The sequence below is a fragment of the Kitasatospora sp. NPDC058444 genome (genome assembly GCF_042721415.1).
Taxonomy (GTDB): Bacteria; Actinomycetota; Actinomycetes; order Streptomycetales; family Streptomycetaceae; genus Kitasatospora.
On record NZ_JBHXLL010000015.1, the window covers coordinates 98,361 to 112,741 of the forward strand.

Here is a 14,381-nt window from a genome sequence, read left to right on the forward strand (position 1 = left end):
GGCCCCCCCCCCCCCCCGCCCGCCCCCCCCGGCCCCGGGGGGGGGGGGGGGCCCCCCCCCCCGGGGGGGGGGGGGGGCCCCGGCCGCGACGCGGGTGGTGGCGAGGTGGTGGTCGGCCGGTGTTCAAGCCGTGTCCGCGGCCGGCCACCGTCAGGCGGCCGAGGCTCAGGCCGGCCGGGGTCCAAGGCTCAGGACAGCCGCCGCCCGAGCGGGACGCGGGAGCGGGTGAACAGCGCCGCGAGCAGCCCCGCCACCACCGGCAGCGCCAGCACGATCAGCAGCAGCTCGCCCCAGGGCGCGGTGATCAGCGCGGGCTTGGCCCCGAACCCGCTGGCCCGGGACTTCAGCAGCCCCACCGCCGGCACGAACCCGTTGACCGCCCCGAGCAGGGCGCCCAGCAGGGCGATCAGCGTGCACTGGAGGCCCGCCATGCTCCGCCGGATCCGCGGGGGCGCGCCGACGGCGGCCAGGGTGGCCTGGTCCTGCCGGGAGTCGGCGGCCGCCAGCCCGGTGGCGATCCCGGCCGCGCCGAGCACGACCAGCCCGGCGAAGCCGGTGAGCGCGAGGGTGAGCGCGTCGCTCTTCGGCTGGTAGCCGCGCTCCACGGTCAGCTGGGCGAAGCGGTCGAGCCGGACGGCGGCCGCCTCGGCCCGCTGCTGCGCCTTGCGGTCGGGCGGGGTGGCGGGGAGCCAGACCGACCCGGTCGGCCGGGCGGAGAGGCCGAGCGCGGGCAGCGCGGAGGGCATCACCAGGCCCTGGGCGAAGCCGGCGGCGTCCGGATCGTCGACCAGCACCGCGTCGACCGGCACCTCCTGGAGGTCGGGCTTGGGCACCTCGCCCGGCTGCAGCGGGGCGCCGCCCCCGCCGCGCAGCAGCAGCACGGCCCGGCCGTCGGCGCCCACCAGGGACCGGTCGAAGACCAGCAACTTGCCTGCGGCCAGCGCCTGTTCGGCGCCCTGGTCGTGGATGTCGAACAGGTTGCGCAGCACCGTGGCGTCCCCGGCGGCCAGGTGCGGCGGGGCGTAGGCGGTGCGCCGGATCCCCTCCGGGCCCTTGAGCTGGACGGTGCTGGAGCAGTTGTCGCAGAAGCGGTACAGCACCTCGCCGAGATCGCCGCGCGGGCCGAGCCCGGACAGCTGGCGCTCCAACTCGGCGCGCTCCTCGGCGAGTCGGGGCCCCTCGGTGTGGCTGGTCAGCTGGACGGCGCCGTACGGGGCCTGCGGCCGGTAGTCGCGCCGGTTCTCGGCGTCGGTGCTGGTGGAGTAGACGCCGATGGCGACGGCGCCGGCCACCGCGGCCATCACCGCGGCCACCGCCGGAGCGGTCCGCGAGCGGTGCCGGGCGGAGTCGCGCAGCGCCAGCCGGGGCCCGAGCGGGAGCCGGCCGGCTGTCCGGCCGATCAGTGCGATCAGCATCGGGGTGCAGAGCAGCAGGCCGAGTTCGGCGGTCACCGAGCCGCCGAGCACGGTGAGGGTACGGAGGTCGTAGCCGCCGACGCCCGGCTGGTCGCGCTGGACCGCGGCCGCGCCGTACATCGCGAGGACGGCGCCGAGGGCGAGCAGCGCGACGCCGCACACGGTGACCAGCCGGCTGGGCCCGCGGACGGTGTCCCGGCCGGTCAGTCCGGCGGTGACGCTGCGGCGGGCGGCCTGGATCGCGGGCAGCGCGGCCGCGAGCAGCGCGGTGACCAAACCGATCCCGGCGATCGCCAGCAGGTCCAGCGGCGGTACGGCGAAGTGGCCGAAGCGCGCCCCGCCGATCCGCTCGATCCACGGCCGCAGCACGGCGACCACCGTGGTGCCGAGCACCACGCCGACCACCGCACCGGCCGCGCCGAGGACCACGCCGCCGCCGAGCACCACCGCGCCGACGTGGGCACGGCTCCCGCCGGCCGCGCCGAGCAGGGCGAGCTGGCGGCGCGAGCGGCGGGCGCCGACCGCGAAGGCGGGCCCGGCGAGCAGGGCGACCTCCAGCAGCGCCATACCGGTGACGGTGGCGACGACGATCCTGGTGTTGCCGGCGGTCGTTCGGTCGCCGGAGCGGAACGCGTCGCGGTAGTAGGGGACGGCCTGCTCCGGCGGCGGGGCGAGTGCCACCGAGCGTGCGGTCAGGGTGTAGCCGTGGGCGTTGAACCGCTGGACCTCGGCCCAGCCGAGGCCGGGCCCGGACGGCAGCCGGACCAGCCAGGCGGACCGGGCGGCCGAGGGCTTCTCCGCGGCGGGCCCGCCGCCGGCCGGCGCGGCACTCAGCGCGGTGTTCAGCGGGTCGATCAACTCGCCGGGCCGGGCCACGAGTTCGACCCGGCCCAGCTCGCCCGGGTGCTCCACGACGCCGGTGATGGTGTAGCTGGTGCCCTCCAGGCCCTGGACGGTGGTGGTGGCGCCGGGCTCGAGCCCGGAGCGGTCCAGGAAGGCCCGGGTGACGGCCACTTCGCGCGGGGCGCTCGGGGCACGGCCCTCGACCAGGTCGAGCCGGCCGCGCCAGACCGGGTCGCCGAGGTCGGCCTCGGTGGTGAGAGTGCGGACCAGGCCCTCGGGCGAGGACGCGCCGGCCTCCGGACCGGGCCGGGCCGCGACGAGCACGCTGCCGGGCGGCAGCAGCGAGGCGACCAGGGCGGCCGGGTCGGTGCTCGCGCCCTTCTCCTGCTCGGCCGTCGGCCGCTCCCCGGGGCGGGGCTGGACGGAGAAGGCGCCGTCCTCGGCGATCGGGGCCTGCTCGACCGGCTGACCGGGGGCGAGCGCGGTGACCAGGGCGTCCGCGCGGCCCACCACCCGCTCGACCCGTTCGGCCGGTGTCAGCTGCCCGCTGCGGTGGACCACGTCGGCGCCGGTGACGCCGAGCACGGGCAGCGCGATCATGGCCGCGATCAGCGCGCTGCGGCCCTTGGCCCGCAGGGCGTCGCGGCGGGCGATGCGCAGGGCGACCCGCCAGGCTCCGAGCCTCACCGCGCCACCTCGCCGAGCGTGCCGGAGGGGTGCGCCGCGGAGAGCCGGGCGGAGGAGCGGCGGCCGGGGGTCTCCGAGGCGACCGCGCCGTCCCGCAGGTGGACCACCCGGTCCGCCCAACTGGCGTGGGCCGCTTCGTGGGTGACCATCATCGCGGCCGCGCCGGCGTCGCAGCGGGCGCGCAGGACGGCGAGCACCGCTTCGCCGGTGGCCGAGTCCAGGGCGCCGGTCGGCTCGTCGGCGAGCACCAGCCGGCGCTCGCCGATCAGTGCCCGGGCGATCGCGACGCGCTGCTGCTGGCCGCCGGACATGTCGTCCGGGAAACGGTCGGCGAGGTCCCCGATGCCCAGCTCCTCCAGCGCGGCCAGCGCCTCCCGGCGGGCCCGGCGCCCCGGGACGCCGTCGAGTTCGCGCGGCAGGGCGATGTTCTCGGCGGCGGTCAGGGCCGGGATCAGGTTGTAGTCCTGGAAGACGTACCCGATCGAGCGCCGCCGCAGGTCGGCGAGCTTGCCGCGGCCGAGGCCGCCGAGCGCGACCCCCTCCACCAGCACCTCGCCGTCGCTGGGCTGGTCCAGCCCGCCGGCCAGGGTCAGCAGGGTCGACTTCCCGGAGCCGGACGGGCCCATGACGGCGACGAACTCGCCCGGGTGGACGGCCAGGTCGATGCCGCGCAGGGCGTGCACCTCGGCGGCACCCCGTCCGTGCACCCGGGTGACGTCGGCCAGGCGCAGGACGGGTGCGGGCCGGGTCGGATCGGTGTGGGACACACTTCCCCCTCGTGAGCTGTTCAGCTGCATATGTCGGTGAACTATATATGCCGGAGGACGTGAGGCAAGGCGGAATGGTTCCCGGGTGGGGTGGTGGGGGTGGTGAGGTTCGGTCAAACTTCTACAAAGCTGTCGAGGATGTGGGCGGAACCCGGCACGGATCGTTCGGGGTCGGTCTAAGCTCGGGACGGCTTGCGGGTCCGGGGGGGCGGGGGTGTCACGCTGCCGAGCTCGTCGCCCGACGTGCGGTCAGGCCGACGCGTGGTCAGGTGCGGACGCGGCGGCCCGTGGGGGTCGAGGCGCCCGCCCTGCGCGCCTACCCGTCGGCCGCGCGGGCGATGGCCATCATCGAGGTCGTCGAGGCCGCGCGCCGAACCGTCGGCTGCCGACCGCACGTCACCGCCCGCCCGCGCGGACGGTCGGTGGGCGCCGGCCCGCCACCCGTCCGTCCCCTCCTCCCGTGAAGGAGGTGCCGTCGTGCACACCCTGACCACCGCCGACTTCCTGGTCCGGCTTGCCACGGGCGTCGCCTGCGGCGCGCTGATCGGCGTCGAACGCCAGTGGCGGGCCCGGATGGCCGGCCTGCGCACCAACGCCCTGGTCGCCGCCGGCGCCACCCTGTTCGTGCTGTACAGCGAGGCCGTCGGCGACACCGGCAGCCCCACCAGGGTCGCCTCGTACGTCGTCTCCGGCATCGGCTTCCTCGGCGGTGGCGTCATCCTGCGCGACGGCGCCGGCGTGCGCGGCCTCAACACCGCCGCCACGCTGTGGTGTTCGGCCGCCGTCGGGGTGCTGGCCGCCGGCGGCCGGCTATGGTTCGCCGTCCTCGGCACGCTCGCCGTGCTCGCCGTCCACCTGGTGCTGCGCCCGGCCGGCCGACTGCTCGACCGGGCCCCGCAGTCCGGCAGCGACCCGGACTCCACCAGCCGCGCCACCGTCCACCTGGAATGCGACCGCAAGTCCGAGACCCACATCCGGGCCCTGCTGCTCCAGGCCCTCGCCGCCTCCGGGCTCGCCCCGACCGGCCTGCGCGCCCGCCGCACCGACAGCGGGGACGCCACCAGCCTGCGGGCCACCGTCGCGATCAGCGGAGCGGTCGCCCCGGCACTCGAACAGGTCGTCACCCGGCTGTCGTTGGAACCGGGCGTACGCGACCTGCACTGGCACCTGGAGGACGAACCGGAGGACCCCGGCAACCCGGCACTCGCCTGAGCCGCGCACCCCCGACCCGTACGCCCGGAACCGCCCGCCGCCCGACCCCTCACCCCGGACCGACTGGAGGCCCGATGCCGACCCCCGATCCCGAGCACGGGCCGCTGGTGCCGATGCTGCTGGTGCTGACCGTGGTCACCGGAGTGGTGGACGCGGTCAGCTACCTCGAACTCGGCCACGTCTTCGTCGCCAACATGACCGGCAACGTGGTCTTCCTCGGCTTCGCCCTGGCCGGCGCGGCCAACCTGTCCGCCACCGCCTCGCTGGCCGCCCTCGCCGCCTTCCTGCTCGGCGCCCTGGCCGGCGGCCACCTCGCCCGTCGCCTGCCCGGCCACCGCGGACACCTGCTGACCGCCGCCGTCGCCGTCCAGTCGGCGCTGGTCGCGGCGGCCACCGTGCTGGCGGCGGCGGCCGGCCACACCTCCGACCCGGCCCGATACACCCTGATCGGGCTGCTCGGCTTCGCCATGGGCGGCCAGAACGCGGTGGTCCGCGCCCTGAAGGTCCCCGACCTCACCACCACCGTGCTCACCATGACCATCACCGCCCTGGCCGCCGACCGCACCGGCCCCCGCCGCCTCGCCTCCGCCGTCTGGATGTTCGCCGGCGCCCTCCTCGGCGCCCTCCTCGTCCTCCATGCGAACGTCCCCGTCGCCCTCGCCCTGCCCCTCGCCCTCCTCCTCGCCGTCGCGGCCCTCACCCACCACGCCGCCAGACCCACCCCCGCCCCGGCCTGGACCCACCCCCGCTGACCGGGCGGCGGCGGTGCCGCCGTTCCGCCGGTGCGGGGTCGTCGGGGCGGGTCGGTGCTCCGCGGGCGGTCGGGGAGGGGCGTCGCCCACCCGCCGTGCCTCCGGATCCGCCCCCGCCCGGTGTGGGGCCGCCGTCCCTCCGGTGCGCTATGGTCCCGGCGGGTCCGTGGCCTGCGGACCGCCGGGAAGGACGGGGGAGTCGGATGGGTGCGAGCGCCTGGTCGTACGCGGTTCCGTACCGGGAGGACCTCCAGGGTGCCCTGGACGTCCTGCGGGAGAGGGTCTTCGCGGAGGGCGGGTACGACCGGCTGGAGGGCTTCGCCTCGCTCGCGGAGCTCATGGAGTCCGGGTGTCTCGACGAGGAGGGCGGCGCGCACTCCGTGCTCGACGTGGTCACCGTGGTCCACTGCGCCGTCGACGAGGAGGACCACGGCGACGTCCGGGTGGTGGCGGGGGCCGAGGTCGTGGAGCTGTTCGGCACCGACCGGCCGTCGCTCGGCACCGTCCGCGCCGCCGAGGAGAAGGGCGCGGGCGACCTCGACTTCCCGCCCTCCTTCCGGGGATCGGGCTGCTGCACGGTCACCTACGGACCGGACGGCGCTCCTGACGGCCTCTACTTCTGGGGCGTCACCGGCGACTGACGGGCCGTGGCCCGGGCCCGGGGCGCGGTCAGTCCTCGTGGTAGTGGCCGGCGCGGCCGCTCCAGCGGGGTTCGAGGCGGGCCCAGTCGGTGCTCCAGGCGGTCTCGGCGCGGCGGTCGAGGCCGCGCAGGCGCAGGTGGAGGGCGAGTGCCGACAGGGCCAGGAGGGCGAGGAGGGCCCCGGCGCCGGTGCAGCCGGCGGAGACCGCGAGGGCCACGCGGTGGGCCGGGGGGCCGGAGACGGCGCCGGACGGGTCGACCCAGACGGGGACGTGGCTGCCGGTGACCGCGGAGTGCGGGGCCGGGACGGTGCCGACGTGCTGGGTGCCGTCGGGGGCGGTCCAGGCCGCGTCGACGTCGATCCGGTTGCCGTGGCCGCCGGAGAAGCGGCCGCTCACGGAGGTGGCGGCGGCGTGGTCGGGGAGGTCGCGGACCACGGCGTCGACCTGCCGCAGCCGGCCGCGGTCGGCCGCCGCCTGGTGTTCGGTGGCGCGGTAGAGGAGCAGGGAGCCGCCCGCGGACAGGGCGAGGGCGAGCACCGCGCCGAGCACGGCGGACAGCCAGGCGCGGGCCCGGGAGCGGTCGAGGGGGCGGACGAGCGGTTCGTGCCGGGTGCCGAGGGCCCGCCGCAGCTGTCGGCCGGCGCGTCGGGGGAGCGACGCGGGCCGGGCCGGACGGGGTGTGCTGGACACGGTGAGGGCTCCTCAGGGAGGCGGAGACGCACGGCGCTTCCGCCCCAATGTCCACCCGGCGGCCCCTCGCGCACAAGACTCGTGCGCATCCGGAGGAACGCCAGGGCCGCTCGGCCCCGCGGCCGGGACGTTCGGCCCTCGGCATCAGCGGGCGGCGCGGGCAAGCTGGAGAGCGGCGGCGCCCTCCCGGTGCTTGGGCGCGGCCGTGGCCCGGATCGGCCGTGGGGGCGCCGGGTCGAGGTATGGGGCAGGGGGTGGTCGTGGGGTCACCCCCTGCCCGCGCCTGCCAGTGCTCCGCCCGTTCCCCGGAGGCGGGCTGACGACGTCCCGGCTCGGGGCCGCATGTCGCGCCCGGACGCCGGGCCCGCCGGGCGTCTGCGGCGGGCGGCGGGCCGGGCGCCCTCAGCGGGTGACGGGGTAGCCGTGCGTCGCGGCCCGCACCTGCGGGGACAGCTCCGGCAGCCAGCTGCCGAGGACCAGCGCGGACGGGTAGAACATCGGCTCCGGCAGCGCGTCCACCGGGAAGCGCTCCCAGCCGGCGCAGGCGTGGGGCTCGGTGACCACGGCCTCGGCCAGGCTGGGCGGCGCCAGTACGGCGGCGGTCAGCCGGGGCCGGCCGAGTTCGTGGTCGAGGTGGACGGCGAGCACCCGCATCCGCTCGGCGGGCAGCACGATGCCGGTCTCCTCGGCGAGTTCGCGGGCCGCGGTCCGCTCGAAGGACTCGCCGAGGTCGACCTTGCCGCCGGGCAGGCTCCAGGTGGGCGGCTCGCCGGCGGTGATCCGGCGGCCGATCAGCACCCGGCCGTCCCCGGTGGGCACGATGATCCCGGCGCCGAGCAGCGGTGCGGTCGGTGCTGTGCTCAACTCGCCATCTCCTTCGGCTGGTTACCAGTTGGCGCGCTCGTAGTCCTTGAGGAAGCAGCCGTACAGGTCCTCGCCGGCCTCGCCGCGCACGATCGGGTCGTACACCCGGGCCGCGCCGTCGACCAGGTCGAGCGGGGCGTGGAAGCCCTCGTCGGCGAGCCGCATCTTGTCCGGGTGCGGCCGCTCGTCGGTGATCCAGCCGGTGTCGACGGCGGTCATCAGGATGCCGTCGGCCTCGAACATCTCCTGCGCGCTGGTGCGGGTGAGCATGTTGAGCGCGGCCTTGGCCATGTTGGTGTGCGGGTGGCCGGCGCCCTTGTAGCCGCGCGAGAAGACGCCCTCCATGGCGGAGACGTTGACCACGTACTTGCGGCGGGACGTCGAGGCGGCCATCGCCGGGCGCAGCCGGCTGATCAGGATGAACGGCGCGGTGGAGTTGCAGAGCTGGACCTCCAGCAGCTCGACCGGGCCCACCTCCGAGACGGTCTGCACCCAGCTGTTGGTGTCCGCGAGGTCGGGCACCAGGCCGCCGGCGTCGATCGCGGTGCCGGCCGCGATCCGGGCGGGCGTGGCGGAGCCGGTGACCAGGGCGAGCGAGGTGACGTCCTCGGCGGCGATCCGCTGCTCGCCGCCGCTCGCCTGGTGGGGGAGGGCGGGCAGGTCGACGCTGCCGCTGCCGAAGCGGCCGATGCTGGTGGACTGCGGCAGTTCGCCGGCCGGCAGCGGCGCGGACTCGGCGTTCACCAGCTCGCGGTAGGACTCCGGCGGGCGGCGCACGGTCTGCGCGGCGTTGTTGATCAGGATGTCCAGCGGGCCGTCGGCGGCGACCTCGTCGGCCAGCGCCATCACCTGGGCCGGGTCGCGCAGGTCGATGCCGACGATCTTGAGGCGGTGGATCCACTCGGCGCTGTCCGGCATCGCCTTGAAGCGGCGGATCGCGTCGTTGGGGAAGCGGGTGGTGATGGTGGTGTGGGCGCCGTCGCGCAGCAGCATCAGCGCGATGTACATCCCGATCTTGGCGCGGCCGCCGGTGAGCAGCGCGCGCTTGCCGGTGAGGTCGGCGCGGGCGTCCCGGTGGGCGCGGTTCTTGACCGCGCAGTCCTGGCAGAGGTTGTGGTAGAAGGCGTCGACCTCGACGTACCGCTGCTTGCAGGTGTAGCAGGAGCGCGGGCGCTCCAGGATGCCGGCGATCTCGGTGGTGGTGACGGTGGTCAGGCCGAAGGCGCCGGCCGTCTCGTCGTCGATCCGGGACGGCGCACCGGTGGCGGTGCGGGCGGTGACCGCGCGGTCGTTGGCGGTCTTGCGGGCCCGGGTCTCCTGGCGGCGGCGCTGCTTGAGGGTGCGGAATATGCCGCCGACGGCCTTGCGGACGGTGATCGCGTCCGGGTGGTCCACGTGCAGCTCGTCGAGGTCGGCGAGCACCTCCAGGCAGAGCTTCAGCCGCTCGGGGTCGAGGCCGGGGCCGTAGTCGACCTCCTCCTCGGTGTCGCCGACCGGCTCCCGCCCGACCGGCTCCCGCCCGGTGTCCGTCTGCTCCGTGTCGATCTGCTCTGTGTCGGTCTGCCCGATGCTCACGCCTGCTGCCGCTTTCCCGTTCGCCACGCCCACACGCGTGAAGCCATGCCCGTTACCGCGTGAATGCTACGGGAGCGGTCCGGACCGGGGCGAAAAGCGGACGTGGGAGGGGGTCTTTGGATGATCCTCCATGTCTACGCGCGGAGCATTGATCACGGTTTGTGGACAGCCCCAGCAATGCTCCTCGAACTGGCTTTTGCCCCCACCCTCACGGAGAATCGAATGCTGGGTGCCGGGCGCCCGAGTGCGCTCCGGCGGCATCGCCGCAACCGCACCCGAGGTGTATCCCCCCAGCCAGAGAGCCCTTCTTCATGCGCTTCCTGAACGACCTCAAGCCCTCGTACGACCTGACGTACGACGACGTCTTCATGGTCCCCAGCCGTTCCGCCGTGGGCTCCCGGCAGGGCGTCGACCTCTCCTCGAACGACGGCACCGGCACCACCATCCCGCTGGTCGTGGCCAACATGACCGCCATCGCCGGCCGCCGGATGGCCGAGACCGTCGCCCGCCGCGGCGGCCTGGTCGCCATCCCGCAGGACATCCCCACCGAGGTCATCACCGAGGTCGTCTCCTGGGTCAAGCAGCGCCACCTGGTCTTCGACACCCCGATCACCCTCGCCCCGGGCGCCACCGTGGCCGAGGCGGTCTCGCTGCTGCCCAAGCGCGCCCACGGCGCCCTCGTGGTGGTCGAGGACGGCAAGCCGGTCGGCGTGGTCACCGAATCCGACTGCCAGGGCGTGGACCGCTTCACCAGCCTGGCCGACGTGATGTCCCGCGAGCTGCTGGTGCTGGACGAGGGCATCGACCCGCGGACCGCCTTCGACAAGCTCACCGAGGCGCACCGCAAGCTCGCCCCGGTCGTGGACGGCGAGGGCCGGCTGGTCGGCATCCTCACCCGCAAGGGCGCGCTGCGCGCCACCCTGTACACCCCGGCCGTGGACGAGGCCGGCAAGCTGCGGATCGCCGCCACCGTCGGCATCAACGGCGACGTCGCCGGCAAGGCCCGGGCACTGATCGAGGCCGGCGCCGACGTACTGGTCGTCGACACCGCGCACGGCCACCAGGAGTCCATGATCAGCGCGCTGCGCGCGGTGCGCGGCCTGGACCCGAAGATCCCGATCGTGGCCGGCAACGTGGTCTCCGCCGCCGGCGTCCGCGACCTCGTCGAGGCGGGCGCCGACATCCTCAAGGTCGGCGTCGGCCCCGGCGCCATGTGCACCACCCGGATGATGACCGGCGTCGGCCGGCCGCAGTTCTCCGCCGTCCTGGAGTGCGCCGCCGAGGCGCGCCGGCTCGGCAAGCACGTCTGGGCGGACGGCGGTGTGCGCCACCCGCGCGACGTCGCCATGGCGCTCGCCGCCGGCGCCTCCAACGTGATGATCGGCTCCTGGTTCGCCGGGACCTACGAGTCCCCGGGCGACCTCCAGACCACCGCCGACGGCCGCCAGTACAAGGAGAGCTTCGGCATGGCCTCGGCCCGCGCGGTGAGCAACCGCACCGCCCAGGACTCCTCGTACGACCGGGCCCGCAAGGCGCTGTTCGAGGAGGGCATCTCGCACTCCCGGATGTTCCTCGACCCGGCCCGCCCGGGCGTCGAGGACCTGATCGACTCGATCATCGCGGGCGTCCGCAGCTCCTGCACCTACGCGGGCGCCGCCAGCCTGGAGGAGTTCCACGAGAAGGCGATCGTGGGCGTCCAGAGCGCGGCCGGCTACGCCGAGGGCAAGCCGCTGCACTCCAGCTGGGCCTGATCGCCGCCGGCGCCCGTCGGGCCCGGTGCGCCCGCCGCGACCGTGCCGCCGGCCGCGCCCGCCGCGACCGCACCGTCGGCCGTCCGGTTCCTCGCCTCGGGGAGCCGGGCGGCCGCGGCCGTCGGGGGGGCCTGCCGTCCGGTGCCGGGCCCGCCGTCCGGCCCGGGTGGGAGCAGCGCTCCGAGCGGCAGCAGCAGGGCGCGGCCGAGCAGCCCGACCGAACCGTCCAGCGCGGTGCTGAACGCCCGGGCCGCGCCCGGCAGGTGGCGCAGCTCCCACAGCGCCTCGACGGCGCTCCAGGCGCCCTCCCGGGCGGCCGCGACCGACCAGACGCCGAGCAGGTGGGTGAGCGGCTCGGCGAGCTCCAGCGGGTCGGGCCCGGGCATCAGCTGCTCCCGGACGGCCGTCTCCACCTCGGCCAGCACCCGGTTGATCCGGTGGTAGTCCTCCTCGATGACGGCGGGCTCGCAGCCCCGGCGGCGGCAGGTCTCCACGACGGCCAGCGGCAGGTCGTGCTGGATGTGGGCGTTCATCCCGGCCAGCGCGAACTGCAGCGGGAGCACGCCCGGGTGGGCGCGCAGGGCGAACAGCGGCCGCCAGCTGGCGGGCGGCTCGTGCCCGGCCGCGTCGGCGGCCACGGCCCGCAGGTAGTGCCCGGCGAACACCACGTCCAGCTGGGCCACCGCGCGCGGGTCGGCGAAGCGCCCGCGGCCCAGCCGGTCGCGGACGGCCTCCGTCACGGTGAGGTAGAGCCGGTTGAAGACCGCCACCCCGTCGGCCGGGGGCAGTCCGGCCCCGATCCGCCGCAGCCGCCGGACCACCCGCTCGACCCTGGCTCGTTCCGGGGCCGCCTGCGCGGTCACCGCCGTCGTACGATCCACCGCCGTCGTGCGGTCCACCGTCGTGTCCGGCATGTGCCACCCTCCGATGCCGATCGTGCACTGATCGCATCATCGTGGCAGCGTGAGCAGGCGCTCGGTGGGCGCAGCACGGGTCCGCCGAGCCGGTGTCACACGATCAGGTCGTCCCCGCCCGTGGCATGATCCGGCCAGGGCGTCGCCAGGTCCTTCTCCGAGCCCCCGCCTCCTGCCATGATCCGTGACCGTGATCAACCGACGAACCCTCATCACCGCGCTCGCCGCGGCCCCCGCCCTCGGCACCCTCGGCGCCGTCGTGGGAAGCACCCCCGCGAGCGCCGCCGGCGACCTGTTCCCCTCCAACACGGCCCTCTACGCCAGTTCGACCGTGGTCGAGGGCGTGGACTACGGCCGCCGCTACCGCCGGCACCTGGTCGACGACCAGAGCCTCCAGAGCCGCGGGCCGTTCGTCCGGACCACCGTCATCGCCCCGCACGGCGGCGGCATCGAGGTCGGCACCTCCGAACTGTGCCTGGCCATCGCCGGCTACCACCCGGCGGACCTCACCCCGACCCCGGCCGCCGGGCCGACCCACGACTTCTGGATGTTCGAGGGCCTGCGCTCCTCCAACAACGGCGAACTGCACGTCACCTCGACCCACTGCGACGACGGCGTGGCCCGGGCGATGTGCGCCGGCAGCCTCAACGTGGTGTCGCTGCACGGCTGCACCGCCGCCCAGGCCGGCCTGGAGGCCGGTGCCCAGGCCGTGCTGGTCGGCGGACTGAACGCCACCTTCCGCCAGTACCTGATGGAGGAGTTCGCGGCGGCGGGCATCCGGGCGGTGACCGCCTCCGGCGAGGAGGAGATCGCGGGCATCTCGACGGAGAACATCTGCAACCGCAGCCTGCTCGGCATGGGCGCCCAGCTGGAGATGACCACCGACCTGCGGACCGCGATGTTCGCCCCCGGCAAGAACACCCGCGCCGAGCGGGCGACCAACACCCTGCCGCTGTTCTGGAGCTACGCGACCGCCGTCCGGACGGCGGTCAAGCGGCTGGAGGCCGGGCAGACCGTCCTCTGACCGCTCGGGGGCCGGCCGCCGGCGCGGGGCCGGTCACGGCTCCCAGCGGATCGCCAGCACCGCCGCGTCGTCGGCCAGCCCGGCGTCCCCGACCCACTCGCCGACGTCCGCCAGCACGGCGTCCAGCAGGTCCGCCGGGGAGCCGCCGTGCAGGCCGGGCAGCCGCTCGGCGATCGGGTAGAACCCGCCCCCGGCGTCCCGGGCCTCCGACACCCCGTCGGTGTGCAGGAGCAGGACGTCGCCCGGCTCCGGGTCGAACTTCCGGTCCTGGTACCCGCCGCCGGTGAGCCCGAGCAGGCCCAGCGGCGGCGCCGGGAACGGGGGCTCCAGCTCGCTCACCCGGCCCGCCCGGCGCAGCAGCGGGGGCGGGTGGCCGCAGTTCACCAGCCGCACCGGCCCCCGGTCGGGCGCCACGTCGAGCAGCAGCGCGGTGGCGAACCGCCCCTCGTCCGACGGCCGGGCGGCGAGCGCCGCGTCCAGCCGCTCGGCGAGCCGGCCGGGATCGGGCTCGGTCCGCGCGGCCTCCCGGAACACCCCGAGGACGTCCGCCGCCGTCTCCACCGCCGGCAGTCCGTGCCCCTGGACGTCCCCGAGCAGGATGCGCACCCCGTAACGGGTCTCCACCACGGCGTACAGGTCCCCGCCGATCCGGGCCTCGGCGGCCGCCGCGACGTACCGCACCGCCAGGCGCAACGGTCCGATCCGCTCCGGCGGCGGGCGCAGCAGGGCCCGCTGCGCCGCCTCGGCCACCGTCCGGACGTGGAACAGCTCCCGCTCGCGGGCCGCCACCAGGACGACGCTGGCGGCGCTGGCCAGCGTGGAGGCCAGGACGGTGACCGGCACGCTGATCCGGACCGAGAGCGGAAGCTGCTCGTTGGTCGACTCCAGCAGCCCGACGGTCAGCAGCGCCGCCGCGCCGACCAGCAGCGGCACCCGGGCCCGCCGGGTGGTCGCGCCGGCCAGCACCGGGGCGACCGCGAGCAGCGGGGCCAGGGTGGTCCCCGGCCCGATGGCCAGCGCGGCCACCACGGCGGCGACCAGCAGCAGGAGCGCGCCGTAGAGCAGCAGCCGGGTCCGCCTCGGCAGGTGCAGCGGCGGCACCCCGTCCGGGCCGTCGGCGGTCACGCGTCCTCCAGTGGTGCCGGCGGGTCCGGCGGTTCGGTCGGTCGGTTCGGCGGTCCAGTTCGGCGGGCCGGTCTCGGGGCGGGCCGGTTTCGGGGCGGTCCGGTCGGTCGGCCGGTGGCC

General features: G+C 76.0%; 12 protein-coding genes. 5 read left to right on the top strand and 7 right to left on the bottom strand.

The window, feature by feature from the left end; all coding sequences use genetic code 11:
- Window positions 1–188 precede the first annotated feature (188 nt).
- Window positions 189–2,945: an FtsX-like permease family protein gene (locus ACFWP2_RS18015; protein WP_380452292.1), complete on the bottom strand. Its 2,757-nt coding sequence runs from the start codon at window positions 2,943–2,945 to the stop codon at window positions 189–191.
- On the bottom strand, window positions 2,942–3,712 hold the full coding sequence (locus tag ACFWP2_RS18020; protein ID WP_380452294.1) for an ABC transporter ATP-binding protein: 771 nt from the start codon (window positions 3,710–3,712) through the stop codon (window positions 2,942–2,944). The genes ACFWP2_RS18015 and ACFWP2_RS18020 overlap by 4 nt, the downstream gene beginning before the upstream one ends.
- A 477-nt stretch (window positions 3,713–4,189) precedes the next feature.
- On the opposite strand from ACFWP2_RS18020, the gene ACFWP2_RS18025 reads away from it, so the two are divergent.
- From ACFWP2_RS18025 to ACFWP2_RS18035, 3 genes are all read left to right on the top strand, one after another.
- A complete protein-coding gene (locus ACFWP2_RS18025; RefSeq protein ID WP_380452297.1) occupies window positions 4,190–4,924 on the top strand; it encodes an MgtC/SapB family protein in 735 nt (244 codons plus the stop codon).
- A gap of 74 nt (window positions 4,925–4,998) precedes the next feature.
- Complete coding sequence (locus ACFWP2_RS18030; protein WP_380452300.1) at window positions 4,999–5,676, top strand: YoaK family protein; 678 nt, start codon at window positions 4,999–5,001, stop codon at window positions 5,674–5,676.
- Window positions 5,677–5,879: 203 nt separating this feature from the next.
- Window positions 5,880–6,317, top strand: a complete 438-nt coding sequence (locus ACFWP2_RS18035; RefSeq protein WP_380452302.1) for a hypothetical protein — start codon at window positions 5,880–5,882, stop codon at window positions 6,315–6,317.
- Between the two features lie 28 nt (window positions 6,318–6,345).
- On the opposite strand, the gene ACFWP2_RS18040 is transcribed toward ACFWP2_RS18035, so the two are convergent.
- The 3 genes from ACFWP2_RS18040 to ACFWP2_RS18050 form a co-directional block, all read right to left on the bottom strand.
- Complete coding sequence (locus ACFWP2_RS18040) at window positions 6,346–7,008, bottom strand: hypothetical protein (RefSeq protein WP_380452304.1); 663 nt, start codon at window positions 7,006–7,008, stop codon at window positions 6,346–6,348.
- Between the two features lie 402 nt (window positions 7,009–7,410).
- Entirely contained in the window at window positions 7,411–7,872 is a 462-nt protein-coding gene (locus ACFWP2_RS18045) for an NUDIX hydrolase (protein WP_380452306.1), read from the bottom strand.
- 21 nt (window positions 7,873–7,893) lie between these two features.
- Window positions 7,894–9,312 carry an SDR family NAD(P)-dependent oxidoreductase gene (locus tag ACFWP2_RS18050; protein ID WP_380452440.1) on the bottom strand — a complete coding sequence of 473 codons (1,419 nt, stop codon included), beginning with the start codon at window positions 9,310–9,312 and terminating at the stop codon, window positions 7,894–7,896.
- A 446-nt stretch (window positions 9,313–9,758) separates the two neighbouring features.
- Here ACFWP2_RS18050 and ACFWP2_RS18055 point away from each other — a divergent pair, with 446 nt between their 5' ends.
- A complete protein-coding gene (locus ACFWP2_RS18055) occupies window positions 9,759–11,198 on the top strand; it encodes a GuaB1 family IMP dehydrogenase-related protein (RefSeq protein WP_380452309.1) in 1,440 nt (479 codons plus the stop codon).
- On the opposite strand, the gene ACFWP2_RS18060 is transcribed toward ACFWP2_RS18055, so the two are convergent.
- Complete coding sequence (locus ACFWP2_RS18060) at window positions 11,159–12,112, bottom strand: DUF5995 family protein (RefSeq protein WP_380452311.1); 954 nt, start codon at window positions 12,110–12,112, stop codon at window positions 11,159–11,161. The genes ACFWP2_RS18055 and ACFWP2_RS18060 overlap by 40 nt on opposite strands.
- 184 nt (window positions 12,113–12,296) lie before the next feature.
- On the opposite strand from ACFWP2_RS18060, the gene ACFWP2_RS18065 reads away from it, so the two are divergent.
- A complete protein-coding gene (locus ACFWP2_RS18065; protein WP_380452313.1) occupies window positions 12,297–13,136 on the top strand; it encodes a poly-gamma-glutamate hydrolase family protein in 840 nt (279 codons plus the stop codon).
- Between the two features lie 33 nt (window positions 13,137–13,169).
- Here ACFWP2_RS18065 and ACFWP2_RS18070 read toward each other — a convergent pair whose 3' ends face one another.
- Window positions 13,170–14,261 (bottom strand): PP2C family protein-serine/threonine phosphatase, encoded by a 1,092-nt coding sequence (locus tag ACFWP2_RS18070; protein WP_380452315.1) that lies wholly within the window; start codon window positions 14,259–14,261, stop codon window positions 13,170–13,172.
- Window positions 14,262–14,381: the final 120 nt, after the last annotated feature.